Below are 19,833 nucleotides of genomic sequence, written 5' to 3' on the forward strand. Positions count from 1 at the left end.
CTTCAATAAGTCTTTCAGATACGCTCACGGGGTGAAACCAGATCAGTTAGAGCTCCTGACCACTGTATCCGCCCCCGCTTTGGACCCGGCCGGTCGCCGGGTGGTGTTCGCGGCGACCAGGCCCAGCTTCGACGCCGATTCCGGGGTGGGGCAGCTCTGGCTGATCGAGCTTGATGAATACGGCAGCGCCGCGGGCCCCGCGCGGAGGATCACCCGCGGGACCTCGGATGCCCAGCCCAGGTTCTCGCCCGACGGGCGGTTGATCGCCTTCCTGCGCCCCAATGGCGAGGGCGTCCCGCAGTTGGCCATCGTCGACGCCCGCGGCGGTGAACCCCGGGTGATCACCAACCGCCATCTGGGGGTGTCGGAGTTCGTCTTCTCCCCTGATGGCCGCCGGGTGGCCTTCGGCAGCCGTACCCCCGAGGAAGGACGCTACGGCACCGTGGAGGGGGTGGGCGCCGGGGCCGAGGCCCCACGCCGGATCACCGGATATAAGTACCGGTTCAACGGGCTCGGATTCGGCAACGACCGCCGGAACGGGATCCACCTCATTGAGGTCCCGGCCCCCGACGCCGAACCCTTCATCAAGCCCGTGGGCCGGGCAGCTAAGACCGTCCAGAAAGCCGCCGCGGCCCGCGAAAACGTAGAGGGGGACAGCCACACCTGCCAGGCACCGGCCGAGGGCTTCCCGGTGACGCGCCTGCTCACCCCCGCCGATGCCGATTGCAACAGTCCGGAGTTCGGGCCCGATGGCAAGCACCTGTATTTCACCGCGGCATTGCATCACGGAGCCGATGCGGATCTGCGCTCGATGATCCACCGGGTCCCGGTGGAGGACGTGGACACCTCGGCAGCGGGAGAACCCGACGTCGAATTGGTGGCCGGCTCACCGTCGGGCGATACTGTTTACGACGCAGCGACCTTCAGCCGCGACGGGGAGAAGCTGTTTCTGCTGGGGAGCAAGGTGGGGGAGTCGGGCACCGACTTCGTGGCTCATAGTGCCGCCGTCCATGTCCTGCCCACCGAAAAGATCGGGGCGGCGGAACCCACCCTCCTGACCGATCCGCAGATACTCGACTACAGCGAAAGCGGAGGCCTCTTCCCCGTGGGCTCCGGTGAGGTCGCCGCCTTGGCCCGGGTGCGGGGCAGTAGCGAACTCCATGTCATCGACGCTTCCGGTGCGACCCGGATCCTGGTTTCGGGCCCGCTGGAGGTGACCGGGGTTTCGGAGGCCGCGGACATCGTCGTCGTGTCCTATACCGACCCGGCCACCCCCGGGGAGATCGCCCTGGTGCAGGACGGCGGAGTGGTTGCCTTGACGGATTTCGCCGCTCCGTTGCGCGAGCAGACCCGCATCAGCGCACCACATGAACTGACCGTGCCTTCGGCCGACGGCTATCCGGTCCATGGCTGGCTCTATCTGCCCGAAGGCGAGGGCCCCCACCCGGTGCTGCTGAACATCCATGGTGGCCCCTACGCCCAATATGGTTGGGGTTATTTCGACGAGGCTCAGGTCTATGCACGGGCCGGATACGCGGTACTGCAGTGCAACCCACGGGGCAGCGCCAGCTACGGCCGTGCCCACGGCCTGGCCATCAAGGAGGCCATGGGCACCGTCGATCTGCAGGACGTATTGGCCTTCCTGGATGGTGCGGTCGCCGCCGAGCCGTCGCTGGATGGGAACCGGGTCGGGGTGTTGGGCGGTTCCTACGGCGGATACCTCACGGCCTGGACCATCGCCCACGACCACCGTTTCGCCGCAGCGATCGTGGAGCGTGGATTCCTGGATCCGATCTCCTTCGTCGGTTCGAGCGACATCGGCTGGTTCTTCGGTGACGAGTACACCGGGCGGGATGTGGCCGCAACCCTGGAACAAAGTCCGATGGCGAAGGTCGGGCAGGTGCGGACCCCCACCCTGGTGATGCATTCGGAAGAGGATTACCGGTGCCCCTTGGAACAGGCCCAGCGCTACTACGTGGAGTTGCTGCGGCAGGGGGTCGAGACCGAATTCCTGCTCTTCCCCGGGGAGAACCACGAACTCTCCCGCGCCGGGACGCCGTGGCACCGTCGCCAACGCTTCGAGGCGATCCTGGACTGGTGGGATCGGTACCTTCCGGTGAACCCGGCCCGCGACTGATCGTTGGTGGGCCCGGGGAGCTAGAAGCCCAGGCCCGCCCGGGCGGCAGCAATATCGGCGCCGGCCCAGCGGCTGGCGTATTCCTCGGCGCCCACCAGGCTGCGGGTCATCGCCCGATCGATGTAGACCGTTCCGTCCAGATGGTCGGTCTCATGGGCGAGGATCCGTGCCTGCCATCCATGGAATTTGCGCTGGATGGTTTCCCCGGTGGGAGTCGTATAGGTGGCTGCCAGATCGGCTGGACGCTCGACGACCGCCTGGAAGCCGCTGAAGGACAGGCACCCCTCGTAGAAGGAAGCCGTCCGCGTGCCCACGGCCTGATAGTGGGGATTAATGATCGCGAAGTACTCAAGCGATTCCCGTTCACGCACCCTGGCGATCTCGGCATCGGTGGCGAAGGTGTCCTCCAACACGGCCAGTCGCAGGGGAAGTCCGATCTGCGGGGCGGCCAAACCAACCCCGGGGGCGGCATGCATGGTGGCCCGCATGATCTCCAGCAAGGCCTCCAACACTTCCGGTTCCAGCTGACCGGTGTACTCCTGTGCTTCCATCCGCAGCACGGGATGGCCGAGTTGGACGATGGACGGCAGTGTTTCGGGCAGCAAGGTGCCGTGGTTTCCCCGGGTGGCGCGTTCGAGCATGGTCCCCACCAGATCCGCCAGCCGGCCGGGGGAGTAGGCGGCAGTTACAGATCGGTCCAGGGTCATCGAAGCGGGCTTTCCTGTTGGGAGGGGGCGGGATCGTGGAGGGAATCTTCATCGGAGGTCCCGGGAACCAGCGGTCGCAACGCCATGAGCCGGCTGCCCAGCCGGGCGGCATCGACGGGATGACCTTCCACCGCATCGGGGTCGGGCGGATCCACGCAAATCAGATCGGTGCGCACATCGCGGTCGTACAGGACGTCGATGAGGTTGGCCAGGCGCTTCCAGGCGCTGGTCGTGGCCCGGTCCGGTGCGGGGATGCCATCGATGATGACATGGTGGAAATTCCGGGCCAGGTGCAGGTAATCGGAGGCTGCCGAGGGGCGGTCGCACAGGTCGCGGAAATCGAACCAGGCCTGCCCATGGGCGGCACGCTGGGCCGTGAAGCTGTGCGTCGTGGGCTTGAGGTCGGTGATTTCGTTGTGGTGGGGGACCGCGAGTCCTGCCTGGGCCAGTTGTTCCGCCGTGCCGGGGACGATGATGTGCCCTGCCGCATAGCCGGAGAGGCGGTCTGCTTCGGTGATCCGGGCCCGGTAGTCGGTTCCGCCGTCGAGCATGACCACTTTCATACGTGACTTGATCAGTTCGATGGTCGGTTCGAAGAGGTGGTGGAAGTAGTCATTGGGCAGCAGATCGTCCGGGGCATAGTTCGAGGTCGCGATCAGCAGGATTCCCCGGGCAAAAACTGCCTTGAGTGCGCGGGCAAAGAACATCGCATCGCCGGGGTCGTGCACGTGGAGTTCGTCGAAGCACAGCACCCGTACGTCCCCTAGCAACTCGTCCAGTGCCACCTCGACGGCGGTATCACCGGCGGACTCAGCCAGTTCGGAACTATGCGCCGAGGCATGGAGATCGCGGAAGAAATCGTGGAAGTGCAGCCGGCGGGTGGCCTCGCTCTGTAGTGCCTCATGCACCAGCCCCATGAGCCATGACTTGCCGCGCCCGGGAGGGCCGTAGATGTAGAAGTTCTCCACCGACGCCGTTTTGGAGCGTCGTGAAAGCGCCCGGGCAGCGGCCGTGGAGAGGTCTCTGACCAGGGACTGCTGCTGGGGATCGAGTTCCACACCTGCTGCGTCAACGGATGCCTGGACCCGGGCGATGATCTTCCGCACTGAATTACGCGGGCCGAACGGCAGGGGAGAGGGCCTCATCGGGCCGACTCCCGTGCTTGCGAAGTCTTCATGGGTGCATTCTACAAAGGTTGCTGCACCATTGGGTCATACGTCCTGGGCCACGCCGCCTGCGACCCCTTCCGCATTGACACGAGCCTGCTGATCCTTGTCCTGCTGGGCATCGCGGATGCCCCTTCTGACCGCTGAACGGATAGTGGTGTGAAGGAGATAGAAAAACACCCCGAGGCCGAGCGCGCAAAGGACGATGGAGTTGAGTATCGAGGCATCCATATACTGGAGTGTACTTCGTGATGACGTCCTATTGGAAACGGTTGGAAGATTGTCAAAACATACGCTCATCAGGGCCGCGACGCTGACTGACTCACCATCGATAGCCGATAAAAGCCACGACGGTGGCGCGAGCAGCAGTGCCGTGCCTGGCTATGTGGGTGCCATGAAGGACCCGGATCGTCTGGTGTTGGTGGCAGAAGCCGGCGGACAGGTGGTCGGCTGGGCAAAAACCCATGTCTGGGACCATGCCGACGGCCCTGCGTTGGCCGGACATTATCTAGGTGGCGTCACCGTCGACCCCAGGTGGAGGCGGCAGGGGATTGCAGCTCGCCTCACGCAAGAGCGGCTGGCCTGGATCTGGACCCGTAACCACGAGGCATGGTGCGTGGTGAACGCTGAAAATATTGCCTCGATCGAGCTACACCGTGCGTTGGGATTCGTTCAGGTTGCCGCGGCGGCACGGTTTCACACGACCATATTTGCTGGGGGACGAGGGCTGCTCCTTCGAGCCGAACGCCCCATTGAGAGCCCCAATCACTAGAGTTATGCAGGGGAGAGGTGGTGAGGTCAAGCAGGGCCGGTCGTGGGTGTCTCGGAGCTGTGGGCCCACGGAAGGGCTTGGATTCTCCTCCGGCGTCAACCAGGAAGAACGCATCAGCCGAACGGGATGGGCATGGCGGGGTGCGGGTGGAGTCAATGGCCGTGTCGATATCTCGGGGCTCCAGATCGACCGGCGGAGTCGGAACGCGAACGATGGCGTGTGAACGCAATCTGTGACGGTGCCGGAGAACACTCCGTGAGTGAGGCCGATGCACTTGATCTCTTATCAGACCGCGGGCCGGACGCTTTATGGCGGGCGGGATGGCGCTGGCATCAAGAGGCGTCGTCCAGCAGCACATAACCCAGTGGGCACGAATGCATTTCGCCGAAGTACCTGATCAGGACAGTCCGACCTTCACGATTTGATAAAGCGCCGATAATCTACATTATGTCAAGTAATGCTTTGCTCGGGGTTCTTCCTGTCCTTTGCCTACCCGAGTGAAACAGGCAGTCCTGCTGTCCTGTCTCACTACAGTTAGGGCAACTGTCCGCCTGTCTTGCCCAAGGTGGGCCTGCAATAGGTTTCGTCGGCCTAGAGTCGAAGCGTGGGACGTGCACTCACGGCGTCCGATGTTCGCACCGAACGAGAACCGATTCCGGGCACCCTGACGTTCAGGGAACAACACTCCCCTGCGCCCATCAATGGCCACCTCTCTGCATGCTGGTCGACGCCCTGAGAAGACGTCGTTCCCGTTGAACTTGGATGTCGCACCAAGAACCGTGGAAATCTCTTCGTAGCCATTCCGCGTCAGGTACCTTGCAGCACTTCCCTAGCATTCGCGCGTGCCCGAGCATTTGGCCCGACTACCGCGACGGCACGGGTCTCGTGATTTCTGTAGGACTCCGGCGCCATCATGAAATCAGACGACTCGCGGCACAAACCTGCGACGACAGATGTGCACACACAGCTTCGTCATCCGAGGGTCCAACCCTGCCCATCGGGGCATCGAGATCTGTGCTGAGTTCATTCCTTGTCCGACAGTCGGCTGCATAAGTCACAGCAGGGTCCTGTTGCCTGCTTGCGGGACACCAACTATTCACGGGTGAAAAGTGGCAGAAGGCCCCTGAACTTTTACCTGCGCGCGGCCACGAGGAGAGGCAGTGTGATAGCTGTTGCGATCATCCCGATGGCTACAGTCCATCCGAATGCTGAGCGAAAGTCTTCGGCAAACAGCCCGACGACCAGACCGAGCGCCAGACTCGCCAGGAACGAGATCCCTATTAGAGTGAAGGCGCTCGCCACGGGACGGTCTGCGGGGAAGATTCGGGCGAATGAACTAAACACAAGTCGATGGTAATTGCCGTATGACCTACTCGTGCTCCCCCGTCGTTGCCCAAAAGGGCTACCCGTGGACTTCAACGTCGCCCGCACAACGATTTCTTCCCCTTTTGTGTGGCGTTCTACGGGCATCCTGTCATTATTTGGCAGGGATGTGGTCTAGTCGGTCAATTCACGAGGCCACGTCACCCGTAAGCGTTCGAACACTATCCTGTCTTGCTCGGATCCAAACATCGTCGCGGGCGACGCAGTCACGTTCCCTATACCTGCGGTGCCCGCTATTCCAGCTCTCAAGGGATCCAACCCCTGGCAAGTCATCGCCGTGTTCCCTGATCTCGGAAACGAGCTCCGATGTTGCCGGTTTTGCCCCGTGCAGGACCTTGCCTAGGGGTTCGTCGGCGAGGCGAGAGGAATCACCGAAGTGCTCAACGGTGGATTCCGGGCAGGTACTTACGGCCGCCGGATGAGCGAGAGCGGATTCGGCCCAGCGGGTTTACACAGCGGTGACGTTAGGGGCATTGGCGCCGAGCGAGTGTTCCTCCATGCGCTCATTCTCCCGGCACGAGACGCATCTCTCTGGCATTACTCTGTGTTGGTGACTTGTTCGGACCTTCTGATTTCTCGGCTGCAGTCCTTGCCCTAGCCCTGACGTCAACGGGTATGCATATCCGTGAAAGCGCTCGAGGAGACGACGTGGCGAGATCCCCGTAGGCCGCCCTGACCGAGGATGAACGTGGGCCGTCCGTGACCTGATCGCATGTTGGATTTGATGGTTTGGTTCGACTGCCGAGAGATACCTGGAGCAAGCCCGTTTGAAGTCAGTTGAGTCACGCGAATAGTTTCCTGGCTATTCGTGGTCCACCCCAAGTGAGACGGGAAGACTCCACCGCCAGCACCGACTCTGGATGAAGACCGCGTTCCCTACGGGTGTCGGGCGCCGGCGCGGGGAGATCCATTCGACCTTCCAACTGCCGGTCTCCAGGCTGATTCGTGGTTTTGCCGCAACTCGGATATTCCACACCGAAACCATCAGAGTGATTGACGGTTGGAGAAACCCGCTTCGGCGGGCTGCAATGGTATGAAGGTATTCCCACGAACGGTCGTCGCGCCGCGGCCCGGTTGCGCTTCCCCGCGCCTGGAAGTGTTGGCTGTTCGGTCAATTGAGCAGGTGGAGGCTGAAATGAGCAATGCTGAAGAGCGAGGGTTGGTGGTTCGCCCCAGCCGATTTGGCCACGGGGAAACCCTCAGGTTGTTGACCGCTGCGATTGCCCATCACGGGGCCACGTTGTTTGCGGTCATTGATCACGCTGCCAACGCAGCCGAAGTTGATTTGGAGCTCCCCCCGACCGCCGTGGTGATCTTCGGCAATCCCGCGGTCGGCACACCGCTGATGCGCGGAGAGCCGGACCTGGCCCTGGACCTGCCCAGCCGAGTACTCGTCCGGGAGGACGCGACCGGCATGGTGGAGGTTGTCTACCTCGATCCAGCCCGTCTCGCTGAACGGCATGGGTTGGAGAGCAATCAGGTCAAGGGGCTCGTCGGGCTGACTGCGATCGTCGATGAAGCCCTGGGGTCCCGCTAACGCCGTTGCTTAAACCGTCTGGAGGGGCGGAGGGGCCGTGATGACGGAGCGTCCGTGCAGGGTCCTGGTCCGCGGACCCCCGGATTCTGGGGCGTGGTAACCTCCAGATTCGTCTACTATGACGGGCGTTTCTCCGGTCAGCTCATACGAATGGTGGCCCAAAACGCCCCTCGAAGGAGCAGGAAATGCCTACTGGACAAACTTTCGTCGTTGTCGGTGCCGGGCAAGCCGGCGGGACTGCTATTCAGAAGTTGCGTGCAGAAGGCTTTGACGGGCGGATCGTGCTCGTCGGCGCCGAATCCCACCTTCCCTATGAGCGGCCACCGCTGTCGAAGTCCTATCTGAAAAATGAAGGATGGCTCTCGCATAAGTCATTGCTGGGCCAACAGTGGTACGACAAACAAGAGGTCGAGGTCCGTCTCGGGACTCGAGCTGTAGCGCTGCGGAGCGACGATCACCAAGTGGTTCTCGACGACGATACGACGCTGGACTACGACAAGATCCTGATCGCAACCGGATCAAGTGCCCGACGATTGAAAGCGCCCGGTGCCGAACTTGCCGGTGTGCACTACCTGAGAACCCTTGAAGACTCCGAAGCGTTGGGTGCCGCCTTGGACAACGCGCCGAACGTCGTGATCGTCGGTGCGAGCTGGATCGGACTGGAAACTGCCGATGCCGCTCTGCAGAAGGGATGCCGGGTCACCGTGATCGGTCCGGGCGAAGCCCCGCTCGAGGCATCCATGGGAACGCTCCTGGGCGGGTATTTTGCTGACGTGCATCGAAGCCATGGCGTCGAATTCGAACTGGGGCGTCGTGTGGTCGGGCTGGAAGGCGCTGAAAGCGTCGAATCCGTCGTCGTCGACGACGGCACAAAATTTCCTGCCGACGTGGTGATCGTGGGGGTCGGGGCCGTTCCTGAGTCTGGATTTCTCGAGGAGCGGTTGCTTGCCGAAGACGGCGGCATCCGTGTCGACTCACGGATGCAGGCCGAGGCGCCCGATGTCTTCGCCGCTGGCGACATCGCTAGCGTGGCCAACCCCCTCTATGGCCGGCAAATGCGGGTCGAGCACTGGAATAATGCACTAATGGAGGGAAAAATTGCCGCACATTCAATGCTCGGACAGTCCTCCGATTTCGACCCGGCACCCTTCTTCTTCACCGACCAGTACGACCTTGCCTTGGAGTACGCCGGACGAGTGGATGCCAGGAGGGCCGATGATCCGGTGATCCGCGGGGATCTTGCTGCCGATCGGTTCCACGCTTTCTGGCTTGTTGACGACGTGGTTGTCGCTGGTCTGCATGTCAACGCGTGGGATGAGGGCATCGAACCGGTCCAGGAGTTGATTCGTTCCCAAGCCCGGGTGGATCCAGCTGAACTAGCCAATCCAGCAGTGCCTCTGACGCAATTGGTGCAGGCGTCCCGACCCTAGGTATTTTCCGCCCATGACCCGGGGCCGGCGCGCCGCCCGGTTCCGGGGGAACAAGTCAGTGGGGTTCAGCGGCTCAGGCCGGTTCCACGCGGAGCCCGGTCGAAGACGGGGGGATGATTCTTCGGCGGGGGCACTGCTGGCGACGGCGCCATCAGGTTGTCGCAGAGCGTCAGGGGCGGTGTTGCACGATGTTGACGACGGTGCCGTCGGGCGCACGGACCAGGAATCTGCGGACTCCCCAGGACTCGGTGTTCAAGGGATGCACGATGTCGTACCCCAGTTCCAGGGCCTCCGAGTAGGCCGCGTCGACGTCGTCCGTGTGGATCGACATCTTTGAATCGACCGGGGAGGTCTCGTCCCGGGTGACGAGTTGAACATTGGCTCCACTCAGCGGTGAGGTAAACCGGGCCACCCAACCCAGATTGAATTCCTCATCGGCCAGACCCAGGAATCCGGTGTAGAACGCCTTCGCGGCCTCTATGTCCTCCACCGGCACATTGGGGGTGATCTTGAGCGAATGCATGGGAACCTCCACGTGGATCGTTACCGTCGATCCTCCACCGAAGGCCGGCCCCTGTCGAGGGGCGTCGGCCTACCTCTTCTTCCTCAGCCGGTTCTCCGCTGGGTGTACGCTTTCACGGTCCTCGGCCCCACGGCCGGGACCACACCGACCCTCGGGGGGAAATAATGGAAGATGCCATCGCGACCGGAATCATCATGGCGGTGATCGGCATGCTCATCGCCGTGCTGGGTGGGCTCGGGCGCGCCCGCCGGCTACCGGCCAGCGCGATGATCGGGATCCGGTTGCCGGCCACGAGGGCCTCCGACGACGCCTGGGAAGAAACCCATGTTGTCGCCGGCCCATGGCTGATGCTGGCCGGGCTGGTCCCCTTCCTTACCGGAATCCTCATCCTGATCCCGGGCGCAAGCATGCCGGAGTGGACCGTCCTGGGCGCTTATGCGGCGATGGTCGTCTTCGTCATCGTTGGTGCGGTGCTCGGTGTTCGGGCTGCCAATGCGGTGAACAGCCCTAGCTAGTGGCGAGCACGGCGATGCCCGTGCAGGCGCAGGCCCACAGAACACTGGCAAAGGTGCCCAGGATGAACCGTTCGGCGGCGCCGTCCTTGCCGAGTTCGGCATAGCGTCCAAGCCCCTTGACCGCGAGCACGATCGCCAGACCCTCCGGCCATCCGCACCAGAGCGTCACGGAGATCGCCGTCCGCTCGAGCACGCCGATCCACGCGCCTCCCTGCAGCACGACTTCGCCGTGGAAATCTGCCGGACCGGTGGCGGAGGCCTCAGGCGGAGGTGGCAAATACGAGCGGTCCCCCGAAGCCCGGGTTCCTTCAGCGCGCAGATCGGCAGCGACGGAGCGTTCCGACAGGCGCAGGATGCTCATGGTCACCGGTCCCCCGCCGACGGCTGCCGCGACGACGGCGAACGAGGCGGCCGCTCCCCACGCGATGCCACCCGTGCCTGCCGCGGCCAGGAGGGCCGCCGCGGCCAACAGGGCCAGCTGGACCGACGCCGTGAGGTAGAGCCAGCGGTTCGTGCTTCCGCGAAGACGACGGAAATACTGCGGGAGCCCACACGCTCCGGCCAGGATCAACAAGACCAAAACAGGCATCCGCTACTCCCCTTCCCCGAATTGTGTGTTGTACCGGGCCAGGGCCACCCCGGCCTGCTCGGCCAGTTGGCGGCACGGGAGCCATAGTCCGGTGGCGAGACGGCTGGAAACCGCTTGCTGGGTGATCCCCAGGCGAAGGGCGGCTTCATGCTGCGAGAGGCCCTGGTCGATGAGCAGGCCCGCAGCCCAGGAGGCTTCGGTGCGTCGGCCATTGACCTCGGCGACCAGCTGGAGTTCGGCTTCGAGGCGTTCCGCCTCTCCCCCGCGCCCCGAGACCGCAACGGAGGCCGGGGCGTGCTTGGCGCGTTCGACGGCGTCGCGGGCTGCTTCAAAGGCCTCGCCGGAGCCGGCGCGCGTCTGTTGGGGTAGCGGGGATTTCACGCTCCCCACCCCCAGGCCCACGCTCCACCGAGCGCTCCGGGCCACCTCCAGGAGTAGGCGCACGGCTGCTACGCCGTCATCCATGACGCCCTGCAGCTCGTCCCCCGCGGTACGCTCGAAGGCTCGGAGCACCGGGAAGTCGGCATTCAACCGGGCCACCAGAACTTCGACCCGGTCGGGGTTGTGTCGTGAATCCCGTTGGTCGATGGTCAAGACGATCATGCCAACAAGGATAAAGCTTTGTAGTTACATATACAAGACTGATGGCTTGTCTGAAGAAGTCGGCGGCTTTTGATCTCGATAGACTGTCAGCCATGCGCAATGTTCGACAATGGATTCCACTACTCGTCATCGATCTGCTGCTGGTGATCATCTTCGCCGTGCTGGGCCGTCGCTCGCATGCCGAGGGGTTGGACCTCGCCGGAATCCTCGGGACGGCCGGCCCGTTCCTGATTTCCTTGCTGGTCTTTTCAGGCATCACCGCTCTCTGGCGGGAGCCTCATCGGATCTGGCCGCATGGGGTGATCACCTGGGTGGGAACCGTCGCATTGGGGCTGATACTCCGGATACTCTTCGGGGCAACCGCCGCGGTGCCGTTCATCATCGTGGCAACCGTCGTGCTCGGGGCGTTCCTCCTCGGCCGCAGACTGGTTTCGGGTCTTTTGGTCCGTCGCAAGGTGCACTCCGCTGGTGCTGTGAACTAGGGTCGAAGCACGAAACAAGTACCGGACGCCGCCGGTACCGGAAGGTGGAGGGACACGAGATGATCACCGCGTTTGTCATGATCCAGACCGCAGCGGACCGCATCCCGGAATGCGCGCAGGAAATCTCCGAACTGGAGGGGATCAGTGAAGTCTATTCCGTGGCCGGTGACTCGGATTTGATTGCCATTGCCCGGGTCCGCAACCACGAGGATCTGGCTGAGGTCATCGCCAACAGGCTCTCCAAGGTCGACGGCGTCGTCGAAACCACCACGCATATTGCCTTCAGGTCATATTCCCAACACGACCTCGACGCGGCGTTCTCGCTCGGGCTCGAATAGACCACGGGGGTCGATCCCCCAAGCGGGACCCGGTGCGGCGTCGGTCGCACCGGGTTCTTCCGCGACTACCCCCCGACGGCCGTGGAGGCGATCCAGCGGCTGAGAACCTGATGAGCGGCACCGGAGTCGATGGCCTCCTCCGCGCGCCTGGCAGCGGCCTCCAGACGCTCTGTCAGACTGCCTGTGGCCAAAAGGTCGAAGGCGACCAGGCCGGCCGCCGCATTCAGGACCACCGCGTCGCGGACCGGCCCCCTGGCACCGTCGAGGACTTCGTGGACGACGGCGGCGTTGTGTCGGGCATCCCCGCCGCGCAGATCGTGCAGCGTGGCCCGTTCCAGGCCGAGATCCCTGGCATCCAGGACCGAGGCAGCCACCGAGCCGTCACGGACCTCCCAGACGTGGTTCGCCGTGGTCGTGGTCATCTCATCCAGACCGTCATCGCCCCTGAAGACCAGGGCCCGGGAGCCCCGGGAAGCCAGGACGCCCGCCATCAGCGGGGCCATGCGTTCATCGGCGCAGCCGATCGCAGACGCGGTAGGACGTGAAGGATTCGTCAACGGGCCCATGAAGTTGAACGCCGTCGCGACCCCCAACCCCGAGCGGGCCGCTGCGGCAAAGCGCATCGAGGGATGGAACATCTGGGCGAAGCAGAAGGTGATGCCGGCTTCATCGAGGATCGTGCCCAACCGTTCGGCCGGGGCGTTCAACCGAACCCCGAGGGCCTCGAGGACATCGGCGGAACCGGAGGAAGAGGAAGCGGCTCGGTTTCCGTGCTTGACCAACCGCGCCCCGGCCCCCGCGCACACCAACGCGGCCATCGTGGAGATGTTCACGGTGTTGTGACGATCGCCACCGGTGCCGACGATATCGAGCTTCTCGCCCGGAATTTCCAGCGGCCGGGCATTGGCGATCATGCCTTCGACGAGTCCTGCCAGCTCCTCCACCGATTCACCCTTGGCTCGAAGAGCAACCAGAAAACCAGCGATATGGATGTCGGAGGCATTTCCGCCCATGATCTCACCCATCGCCCACGTCGCATCCGCGGTCGAAAGATCGTCTCCGCGGATGAGGGAGGTGAGCATAGTTGGCCAATTCGGGAACTCTGATGGCGTAGAAATCGTTGACACGCACCTAGGTTATCTACGTTTTGTAGAAAGTGCGGAATTGTTTCTCCCTTGATATTCCGCGGAACTTAGGCCTGACCCGGCCAAAAAGAAGCGACTCGGCCTCGAATGCATTGGTGTCAGGAGCACTTTTGTAGCCATAATGGCTCTGTGACAACTGCGACTCATAACCTCAATGCCCAGGCGCACCCTGCGCCTAACCGTCCCAACATGGTGTCGGTCGGAACCGTCGTCTGGCTTTCCAGCGAGCTGATGTTCTTCGCCGCGCTATTCGCCATGTACTTCACACTCCGTGCTGCCTCGCCGGAGTTGTGGGCGAACGAGACCTCCAAGCTGAACGTCCCGTTCGCACTTATCAACACGCTCATCCTGGTTTCCAGTTCCTTCTCTTGCCAGCTCGGTGTCTTCCGCGCCGAGGATCTCCAGCCGCGTCGCCTCGGCGGCCTGCTGAACTTCCGCAAGTGGGGAATGGTCGAGTGGTTCATCCTCACCTTCATCCTCGGGGCGATCTTCGTCTCGGTGCAGGCGTTTGAATACACCGAGCTGGTCCACCATGGCGTGTCACTGAGCTCCAACGCCTATGGCTCCGCCTTCTACATCACGACAGGCTTCCACGGCCTGCACGTGGCCGGCGGACTGATCGCCTTCGTCCTGATCATCGGGCGAGCGTACGTGGCCAAGAAGTTTGGTCACTTCGAGGCAACTTCCGCCATCGTCGTGTCGTACTACTGGCACTTCGTCGACGTTGTGTGGATTGCTCTGTTCGCGATCATCTACTTCCTGAAGTAGCACCGGCCTCCCAGGCACCCAAGCATCACCAACCAAATCAAGTGAGGAACCAGCAAGTGAAGGCTCTTTCGCAAAGGCGCCGCCATCCGCTCGCCGCCGTAGCGCTGCTTTTGATGGGCCTGCTCATCACCGGCGGCCTGTACGCCGCGGCGGGCAGCGTCAATGAGGCCAAGGCCGCTACGACCTATAGCGCCAGTGACGTCGATGAAGGCAATAAGCTCTTCGTCGCCAACTGCGCCACCTGCCACGGCATGAATGCCGAAGGCACGACCGATGGCCCCTCGCTTGTAGGTGTCGGCGCCGCAGCCGTCGACTTCCAGGTTGGCACCGGACGCATGCCAATGCAGATGCAGGGGCCCCAGGCCCAGGCCAAGCCGAAGCAGTTCGGCGACGAGGAAACACAGAAGCTCGCAGCGTACGTCGCATCCCTCGGCGCCGGTCCCGCAGTGCCGGACGACGAGGCAGTCGACACGACCGAGGGCAACTCGGCCGCTGGTGGCACGGTCTTCCGCGTCAACTGTGCCATGTGCCACAACGCCGGTGCCGCCGGCGGCGCACTGACCCGTGGCAAGTTCGCTCCCGGGATCTCCGATGTCAGCAGCAAGCACATCTACGAGGCCATGGCGACCGGCCCGCAGAACATGCCTGTCTTCAACGACTCGAACATCACCCCCGAGGAAAAGCGTGACGTCATCACGTTCCTCCAGGAAATCGATGCACAGGGCTCCGCCGGCGGTGCCAGCCTCGGCTCCCTCGGCCCGGTCTCCGAAGGCCTCCTCATCTGGACCGGCGGCCTGGCCATCGTCATCGCCTTCACGATCTGGCTGACCTCCCGGCCGTCCTGATCCGGCGCTGCGGGCCAGGGCCCGCACACCACACTTCGTACCAAGGAATTTTGAGAAAAGGATGAGAGAGAACATGGGCGACCATAGTCACGGCAGTCCGAACGATCCGGGCACCGTTGCTAAGGCCGGTCAGGGCTCCGTGGAAAGTTTCCAGGACCCGGGCCTGCCCCCGCATCGGCCGCGTCTCGCCGACGTTGACCCGCGCGCCGCTAAACGGGCTGAACGCCAGGTAACCCTGCTGTTCGTGGTGTCCATCCTGGGCACCGCACTGTTTTTCGTCGCCTACTTCGTCGTGGGACGCACGAGTACATTCAGCGGCATCCGGCTGCAGAACACCCTGCTGGGTCTGGGCACCGCATTCGCGATGATGGGCATCGGCGTGGGGATCGTGCACTGGGCCAAGACCCTGATGCCGGACCACGAAATCACCGAAATGCGCCATGAGATCCGCCCCGAGGCTGAACGCCAGGAAGCGGAAGCCATGATCGGCGACATCCTCGACGAGACGGGCATCAAGCGCCGTCCGCTGATCCGCAACTCGCTGATCGCCGCCGTGGCATTGGCTCCGATTCCGGCCATCTTCATGTTCCGCGACCTGGACCGCACCGGCGCCACCGCCAATGAGATCGTCGACCGGTTGCGTTACACGATGTGGGACAAGGACACCAAGCTCGTCCGGGACCCCTCGGGCACCCCGATCAAGGCCTCGGATGTCCAGATCGGTTCGGCATTCCACGTGATCCCCGAAGGTCTAGACGACACCGAGGATCCGCTGAACGAGAAGGCCAAGGCAGTTGTCCTGCTCATGCGTCTTGATCCGCGGGAGATGGAAATCTCCCCGGAGCGCGAGACCTGGCACCACGACGGCATCGTGGCCTACTCCAAGATCTGCACCCACGTGGGTTGCCCCGTTGCCCTGTATGAGCAGCAGACGCACCACCTGCTGTGCCCGTGCCACCAGTCCACCTTCGACCTCACGCAGGAATGCAAGGTCATTTTCGGTCCGGCCGGTCACGCACTTCCGCAACTTCCGATTACTGTCGATTCGGAGGGCTACCTGGTCGCCCAGAGCGACTTCCATGAGCCCGTCGGTCCGAGCTACTGGGAGCGTGGCTAATCATGTCCTCAACTACTGAGTACCGTCCCAAGACCTCGACCGGCAAGATTGCGAACTTCGTTGACACCCGTGTCGGCGGTTCGGCCATGGTCAAGGAATTCGGTCGGAAGATCTTCCCCGACCACTGGTCGTTCATGTTCGGCGAGGTGGCGTTGTACACCTTCGTCATCCTGCTGATCTCCGGAACGTTCCTGACGTTCTTCTTCGATCCCTCGATGGCCCACACCGTCTACGAAGGCAGCTACAACCCGCTCAAGGGCGTCCACATGTCGGTGGCCATGGCTTCGACGATGGATATCTCCTTCGACGTTCGTGGCGGGCTGTTCATGCGCCAGGTCCACCACTGGTCCGCGCTGCTGTTCGTGGCAGCCGTATCGGTGCACATGCTCCGGGTGTTCTTCACCGGTGCCTTCCGCAAGCCGCGCGAGCTGAACTGGGTCGTCGGAGGCACCTTGCTGATCCTCGCGATGGCAGCCGGTTTCACCGGCTACTCGCTGCCGGACGACCTGCTCTCGGGCAACGGCCTGCGCATCATCGACGGTGTCATCAAGGCACTGCCGGTCGTTGGTACCTTCATCTCGGCCTTCCTGTTCGGCGGGGAATTCCCCGGAACAGCGATCATCGGGCGCCTGTACATGATGCACATCATGTTGGTTCCCGCGTTGATCCTGTTGATGATCGGCATCCACCTGTTCATGGTCGTCGTGCACAAGCACACGCAGTACCGCGGCCCCGGCCGGACCAACGACAACGTCGTCGGATTCCCGGTTGGCCCGGTCTACGCCGCGAAGGCCGGTGGGTTCTTCTTCATCGTCTTCGGCATCGTTGCGCTGATCTCGGGCTTCTTCCAGATCAACCCGATCTGGAACTACGGACCCTACGACCCCTCCCCCGTCTCGGCCGGTACCCAGCCCGACTGGTACATCGGTTGGGTTGATGGCGCCCTGCGTTTGATGCCTGGTTATCTGGGCAACTTCAGCTTGGAATGGATCATCCCGTTCCCGTGGGGCGGAAACAACCTCATCCTGAACGTGCTGATCCCGATGATTCCTGCAGCAATCCTCATCGGCGCCATGTTCGCGTGGCCGTGGATCGAACGATGGGTCACCAAGGACGACCGCGAACACCACCTGCTGGACCGTCCGCGCAACGCCCCGTTCCGCACCGGTGTCGGCGTGGCCGGCGTCATCTGGTACTGCGTGATGTGGTGCGCGGCCTCCTCGGACCTCATCGCCACGCACTTCCACGTGTCACTGAACGACGTGACGTACTGGCTGCGGGTGCTGTTCTTCCTGGGACCGATCCTCGGCTTCATCGTGGCCCGCCGCATCGCCCTGGCGTTGCAGCGCAAGGACCGCGAGATCGTGCTGCACGGCCGTGAGGCCGGCGTCATCCAGATGTCGCCCGAGGGCGGCTTCTCGGAGCAGCACGCCGAGCTGGACGTCTACAAGCGCTATAAACTGGTTGCCTTCGAATCCCACGAGGTCATGCCGGCGGAAGCCGACAGCACGGGTCATGTCAGCCGCGGTGAGAAGGCGCGTGGTGCAGTCTCGAAGTTCTTCTTCGAAGATCGTGTCGCACCGGTGACCCCGTCCGAGCTGGAGGCCGCCCATGGCCACCACGCCCCGGCCATCGAGGAGTCGTCGGAAGACGCATCGATCGATCGCTAGACACTAGCGGCTTCGGCACCACGAGGGACCCCGACCATTGAGGTCGGGGTCCCTTGTGTTGCATCCACCTCCCGTGCCGAACGCCTCGTCCCCGTGGATCCCTGGCACTGAATCGAAGAACGGGGTTCCGCTCTGTACCGGGTGCATAGCCGGTCGGGGGCGAGGTCAGCCCCGATGGCGGCGGGGATGTTGGGGTGCCGCGCGATCGCTTCCGGACGCCCCGGGGAGGGATGAAGGCGGCACTACCCCTGCTAGCAGTCCACGGATCAAGCCGGCCGGGCGGGAGCCCGTGCGGTCGTGACGACGGCCCGGTGCATCGGATGCCGCCGGTTCCGAAGGGGCGCCGTCACCGTACCGTGTCCCCCACGGTCCCAGGGGGCTCCTGTGGGCCCGGGGCCGGTCAGTGCGTCAGAGGGAGCGGGGCTGGCGTGTCCCGGGCCTCTGGAGCGGCACGAAGAGCTTATAGCGGTCCGCGCGGTAGAGCGAGACGGAATAGTCCACGAGCTCGCGTTTGACGTAGGCATGGCGTTGGATCTTCAACAGCGGGGTGCCCGCATCGACCCCCAGATGCTTTGCGTCGTGATGGGTCGCCGCCGTCGCCTCGACCTGGTCCTCGCCCCACTGCATGACCAGCCCGTACCTCTCGTTCAATGAGGCGTAAAGCTGTCTGGGTGCCGGATCATCAAGGAACCCCGGAACCCGGTGGGAGGGCAGGTAGTTCTCGTCCAAGTTCATGGGCAGGCCGTCGGCCAACAGCAGGCGACGCAGACGGACCACGGGGGTACCGTCATCCAATTCCATTTCGCGGGCCAGTTGACCGGTGGCGGGGACCTCGTCGAAACGGAGGACCCTCCCCGTGGGGACCATCCCGCGGCGGACCATCTCCTCGCTGTAGGAGGTCAGCTTAACTTGGAGATCGACCTTCGGGAAGGCGGCGAACGTCCCGACACCGACGATGCGTTCGAGCACGCCGTCGTCGACCAGTGCGTCGATGGCATTCCTGATGGTCATCCTGGCGACCCCGAACTGTTCGGTCAGCTCGCGCTCGGAAGGAATGGCCCGGCCCGGGTCGCAGACCGCCGTGGCATGGTGGCGCAGGATTTGTTTCACCTGCTCATGCTTCTTCAGCGGCGATGAGGCATCCAGGGTTCCGGCAACCGGAACGGGCGGTCTATGCGACATGCGGTACCCACCATTCATCAATGTGCTTCTTGGTGACCATCCTACCGTTGCCGCCGCAGGACCCTGCGGGGCCGTGGGCGCACAAAAAGGGCGGTTCCCTCCTGGAGGAAGGAACCGCCCCTGATGACGTTGGACCGTTGCCTAGTGGGCGTGGTCTCCGCGGCTGAATTCGTAGACCCAGCCGACCAGCGCGATCACACACAGGCCTGCGCCGATGTAGGTGACCCAGAACCCAACGGCGATGCCGAGGAATCCGGTGGCGGCGGCGGTGCCCAGGACGAGCGGCCACCAGCTCCACGGAGCAAAGGTTCCGATGACACCGGCGTTCTCGTGGATTTCGCCGTCGACGCGATCCTCGGGCCGGTCTCCGACGCGCTTGGCGGTCGAGTACAGGTAGAAGCCGACCATCAGGCCGAGTCCTGCGCACAGTCCCAGGGCCAGGATGCCGACCCATTCATTCCAATCGGTCATGATGCCGTAGAAGACCATCACCGGGACGAAGAACAGGAACAGGACGAGGAAGAGTCCGGTTTCAACTTTCATGGCTACACGTCCTTCTGGTCTGCGGGGCCGAACACCGAGGCTGCCATGGCCGTGGGCGTCACCCGGGCCGAAAGCTCCGGATGGTGCAGGTCCAGGGCAGGACGTTCGGAGCGGATCCGCGGGATCGAGTGGAAGTTGTGCCGCGGCGGCGGGCAGGAGGTCGCCCATTCCAGCGAAGCACCGAAGCCCCATGGATCATCGACCTCGACGCGCTTGGCCGACCGGGCGGTGATCCAGACGTTCCAGAAGAACGGGATCATCGACAGGCCCAGGATGAAGGCGAACACCGTGGAGAACTGGTTCATGGTCGTGAAGCCGTCCTCGGGCAGATAGTCCGCATACCGGCGCGGCATGCCGATCACACCGAGCCAGTGCTGGATC

20 protein-coding genes and 1 pseudogene are annotated in these 19,833 nt (G+C 63.4%); 11 read left to right on the forward strand and 10 right to left on the reverse strand.

All coding sequences use genetic code 11. The annotated features are described in order from the left end of the window. Nucleotides 1–31: 31 nt before the first annotated feature. A complete protein-coding gene (locus ACT3UE_RS13485; RefSeq protein ID WP_444554669.1) occupies nucleotides 32–2,137 on the forward strand; it encodes a prolyl oligopeptidase family serine peptidase in 2,106 nt (701 codons plus the stop codon). 20 nt (nucleotides 2,138–2,157) lie between these two features. Here ACT3UE_RS13485 and ACT3UE_RS13490 read toward each other — a convergent pair whose 3' ends face one another. The 3 genes from ACT3UE_RS13490 to ACT3UE_RS13500 form a co-directional block, all read right to left on the reverse strand. Then, nucleotides 2,158–2,844: a peptide deformylase gene (locus ACT3UE_RS13490; protein ID WP_444554668.1), complete on the reverse strand. Its 687-nt coding sequence runs from the start codon at nucleotides 2,842–2,844 to the stop codon at nucleotides 2,158–2,160. Further along, nucleotides 2,841–3,989, reverse strand: coding sequence for a cell division protein ZapE (gene zapE / locus ACT3UE_RS13495; RefSeq protein WP_444554667.1), 1,149 nt, complete (start codon nucleotides 3,987–3,989; stop codon nucleotides 2,841–2,843). The genes ACT3UE_RS13490 and zapE overlap by 4 nt, the downstream gene beginning before the upstream one ends. A gap of 66 nt (nucleotides 3,990–4,055) precedes the next feature. Continuing rightward, the gene (locus ACT3UE_RS13500) at nucleotides 4,056–4,241 is read right to left on the reverse strand and encodes a hypothetical protein (RefSeq protein ID WP_444554666.1); all 186 of its coding nucleotides are present in this window, start codon (nucleotides 4,239–4,241) and stop codon (nucleotides 4,056–4,058) included. On the opposite strand from ACT3UE_RS13500, the gene ACT3UE_RS13505 reads away from it, so the two are divergent. From ACT3UE_RS13505 to ACT3UE_RS13515, 3 genes are all read left to right on the forward strand, one after another. Continuing rightward, on the forward strand, nucleotides 4,222–4,782 hold the full coding sequence (locus ACT3UE_RS13505) for a GNAT family N-acetyltransferase (RefSeq protein WP_444566875.1): 561 nt from the start codon (nucleotides 4,222–4,224) through the stop codon (nucleotides 4,780–4,782). The two genes, ACT3UE_RS13500 and ACT3UE_RS13505, sit on opposite strands and share 20 nt — an antisense overlap. A 2,416-nt stretch (nucleotides 4,783–7,198) precedes the next feature. Continuing rightward, nucleotides 7,199–7,702 carry a DUF302 domain-containing protein gene (locus tag ACT3UE_RS13510; protein ID WP_444566876.1) on the forward strand — a complete coding sequence of 168 codons (504 nt, stop codon included), beginning with the start codon at nucleotides 7,199–7,201 and terminating at the stop codon, nucleotides 7,700–7,702. A gap of 185 nt (nucleotides 7,703–7,887) precedes the next feature. Next, entirely contained in the window at nucleotides 7,888–9,132 is a 1,245-nt protein-coding gene (locus ACT3UE_RS13515) for an NAD(P)/FAD-dependent oxidoreductase (RefSeq protein ID WP_444554663.1), read from the forward strand. A gap of 169 nt (nucleotides 9,133–9,301) precedes the next feature. Here the strand turns inward: ACT3UE_RS13515 and ACT3UE_RS13520 are convergent, their stop codons facing one another. Further along, complete coding sequence (locus ACT3UE_RS13520; protein WP_444554662.1) at nucleotides 9,302–9,655, reverse strand: VOC family protein; 354 nt, start codon at nucleotides 9,653–9,655, stop codon at nucleotides 9,302–9,304. A 164-nt stretch (nucleotides 9,656–9,819) separates the two neighbouring features. Between ACT3UE_RS13520 and ACT3UE_RS13525 the strand changes: the two genes are divergently transcribed. Then, nucleotides 9,820–10,170, forward strand: a complete 351-nt coding sequence (locus ACT3UE_RS13525) for an SdpI family protein (RefSeq protein WP_444554661.1) — start codon at nucleotides 9,820–9,822, stop codon at nucleotides 10,168–10,170. On the opposite strand, the gene ACT3UE_RS13530 is transcribed toward ACT3UE_RS13525, so the two are convergent. Together ACT3UE_RS13530 and ACT3UE_RS13535 are read right to left on the reverse strand one after the other, a co-directional pair. Next, complete coding sequence (locus tag ACT3UE_RS13530; protein ID WP_444554660.1) at nucleotides 10,163–10,759, reverse strand: hypothetical protein; 597 nt, start codon at nucleotides 10,757–10,759, stop codon at nucleotides 10,163–10,165. The genes ACT3UE_RS13525 and ACT3UE_RS13530 overlap by 8 nt on opposite strands. 3 nt (nucleotides 10,760–10,762) lie before the next feature. Then, nucleotides 10,763–11,362 (reverse strand): hypothetical protein, encoded by a 600-nt coding sequence (locus ACT3UE_RS13535; protein WP_444554659.1) that lies wholly within the window; start codon nucleotides 11,360–11,362, stop codon nucleotides 10,763–10,765. A gap of 92 nt (nucleotides 11,363–11,454) precedes the next feature. Here ACT3UE_RS13535 and ACT3UE_RS13540 point away from each other — a divergent pair, with 92 nt between their 5' ends. Further along, nucleotides 11,455–11,844, forward strand: a complete 390-nt coding sequence (locus tag ACT3UE_RS13540) for a DUF3054 domain-containing protein (protein ID WP_444554658.1) — start codon at nucleotides 11,455–11,457, stop codon at nucleotides 11,842–11,844. A 59-nt stretch (nucleotides 11,845–11,903) separates the two neighbouring features. After that, nucleotides 11,904–12,182, forward strand: a complete 279-nt coding sequence (locus ACT3UE_RS13545) for an Lrp/AsnC family transcriptional regulator (RefSeq protein WP_444554657.1) — start codon at nucleotides 11,904–11,906, stop codon at nucleotides 12,180–12,182. Nucleotides 12,183–12,247: 65 nt separating this feature from the next. Here ACT3UE_RS13545 and trpD read toward each other — a convergent pair whose 3' ends face one another. Next, a complete protein-coding gene (gene trpD, locus ACT3UE_RS13550; RefSeq protein WP_444554656.1) occupies nucleotides 12,248–13,264 on the reverse strand; it encodes an anthranilate phosphoribosyltransferase in 1,017 nt (338 codons plus the stop codon). A 192-nt stretch (nucleotides 13,265–13,456) separates the two neighbouring features. On the opposite strand from trpD, the gene ctaE reads away from it, so the two are divergent. From ctaE to qcrB, 4 genes are all read left to right on the forward strand, one after another. Continuing rightward, a complete protein-coding gene (ctaE, locus tag ACT3UE_RS13555; protein ID WP_444554655.1) occupies nucleotides 13,457–14,095 on the forward strand; it encodes an aa3-type cytochrome oxidase subunit III in 639 nt (212 codons plus the stop codon). Nucleotides 14,096–14,151: 56 nt separating this feature from the next. Then, nucleotides 14,152–14,940 (forward strand): cytochrome bc1 complex diheme cytochrome c subunit, encoded by a 789-nt coding sequence (qcrC, locus tag ACT3UE_RS13560; protein WP_444554654.1) that lies wholly within the window; start codon nucleotides 14,152–14,154, stop codon nucleotides 14,938–14,940. Between the two features lie 73 nt (nucleotides 14,941–15,013). Next, the gene (gene qcrA / locus ACT3UE_RS13565; RefSeq protein WP_444554653.1) at nucleotides 15,014–16,057 is read left to right on the forward strand and encodes a cytochrome bc1 complex Rieske iron-sulfur subunit; all 1,044 of its coding nucleotides are present in this window, start codon (nucleotides 15,014–15,016) and stop codon (nucleotides 16,055–16,057) included. A 2-nt stretch (nucleotides 16,058–16,059) separates the two neighbouring features. Then, nucleotides 16,060–17,727, forward strand: a complete 1,668-nt coding sequence (gene qcrB / locus ACT3UE_RS13570) for a cytochrome bc1 complex cytochrome b subunit (protein WP_444554652.1) — start codon at nucleotides 16,060–16,062, stop codon at nucleotides 17,725–17,727. Between the two features lie 408 nt (nucleotides 17,728–18,135). Here the strand turns inward: qcrB and ACT3UE_RS13575 are convergent, their stop codons facing one another. From ACT3UE_RS13575 to ACT3UE_RS13585, 3 genes and pseudogenes are all read right to left on the reverse strand, one after another. Then, nucleotides 18,136–18,909, reverse strand: a complete 774-nt coding sequence (locus tag ACT3UE_RS13575; protein ID WP_444554651.1) for a GntR family transcriptional regulator — start codon at nucleotides 18,907–18,909, stop codon at nucleotides 18,136–18,138. A 141-nt stretch (nucleotides 18,910–19,050) separates the two neighbouring features. Next, nucleotides 19,051–19,452: a cytochrome c oxidase subunit 4 gene (locus ACT3UE_RS13580; protein WP_444554650.1), complete on the reverse strand. Its 402-nt coding sequence runs from the start codon at nucleotides 19,450–19,452 to the stop codon at nucleotides 19,051–19,053. Nucleotides 19,453–19,454: 2 nt separating this feature from the next. After that, a pseudogene (locus tag ACT3UE_RS13585) lies at nucleotides 19,455–19,833 on the reverse strand (cytochrome ubiquinol oxidase subunit I); the annotation flags it as partial.

Origin of the sequence: Arthrobacter sp. 179 (genome assembly GCF_052379645.1) — a bacterium.
Lineage (GTDB): Bacteria > Actinomycetota > Actinomycetes > Actinomycetales > Micrococcaceae > Arthrobacter_H.

Bases quoted from the DNA above. Each gene is read 5' to 3' on its own strand.
- ACT3UE_RS13575 (WP_444554651.1), bottom strand. From the start codon at position 18,909: ATGTCGCATAGACCGCCCGTTCCGGTTGCCGGAACCCTGGATGCCTCA.
- trpD (WP_444554656.1), bottom strand. From the start codon at position 13,264: ATGCTCACCTCCCTCATCCGCGGAGACGATCTTTCGACCGCGGATGCG.
- ACT3UE_RS13500 (WP_444554666.1), bottom strand. From the start codon at position 4,241: ATGGATGCCTCGATACTCAACTCCATCGTCCTTTGCGCGCTCGGCCTC.
- zapE (WP_444554667.1), bottom strand. From the start codon at position 3,989: ATGAGGCCCTCTCCCCTGCCGTTCGGCCCGCGTAATTCAGTGCGGAAG.
- ACT3UE_RS13535 (WP_444554659.1), bottom strand. From the start codon at position 11,362: ATGATCGTCTTGACCATCGACCAACGGGATTCACGACACAACCCCGAC.
- ACT3UE_RS13510 (WP_444566876.1), top strand. From the start codon at position 7,199: ATGAAGGTATTCCCACGAACGGTCGTCGCGCCGCGGCCCGGTTGCGCT.
- ACT3UE_RS13545 (WP_444554657.1), top strand. From the start codon at position 11,904: ATGATCACCGCGTTTGTCATGATCCAGACCGCAGCGGACCGCATCCCG.
- ACT3UE_RS13580 (WP_444554650.1), bottom strand. From the start codon at position 19,452: ATGAAAGTTGAAACCGGACTCTTCCTCGTCCTGTTCCTGTTCTTCGTC.
- ACT3UE_RS13540 (WP_444554658.1), top strand. From the start codon at position 11,455: ATGCGCAATGTTCGACAATGGATTCCACTACTCGTCATCGATCTGCTG.
- ACT3UE_RS13525 (WP_444554661.1), top strand. From the start codon at position 9,820: ATGGAAGATGCCATCGCGACCGGAATCATCATGGCGGTGATCGGCATG.
- ACT3UE_RS13490 (WP_444554668.1), bottom strand. From the start codon at position 2,844: ATGACCCTGGACCGATCTGTAACTGCCGCCTACTCCCCCGGCCGGCTG.
- qcrA (WP_444554653.1), top strand. From the start codon at position 15,014: ATGGGCGACCATAGTCACGGCAGTCCGAACGATCCGGGCACCGTTGCT.
- qcrB (WP_444554652.1), top strand. From the start codon at position 16,060: ATGTCCTCAACTACTGAGTACCGTCCCAAGACCTCGACCGGCAAGATT.
- ACT3UE_RS13530 (WP_444554660.1), bottom strand. From the start codon at position 10,759: ATGCCTGTTTTGGTCTTGTTGATCCTGGCCGGAGCGTGTGGGCTCCCG.
- ACT3UE_RS13515 (WP_444554663.1), top strand. From the start codon at position 7,888: ATGCCTACTGGACAAACTTTCGTCGTTGTCGGTGCCGGGCAAGCCGGC.
- ACT3UE_RS13520 (WP_444554662.1), bottom strand. From the start codon at position 9,655: ATGCATTCGCTCAAGATCACCCCCAATGTGCCGGTGGAGGACATAGAG.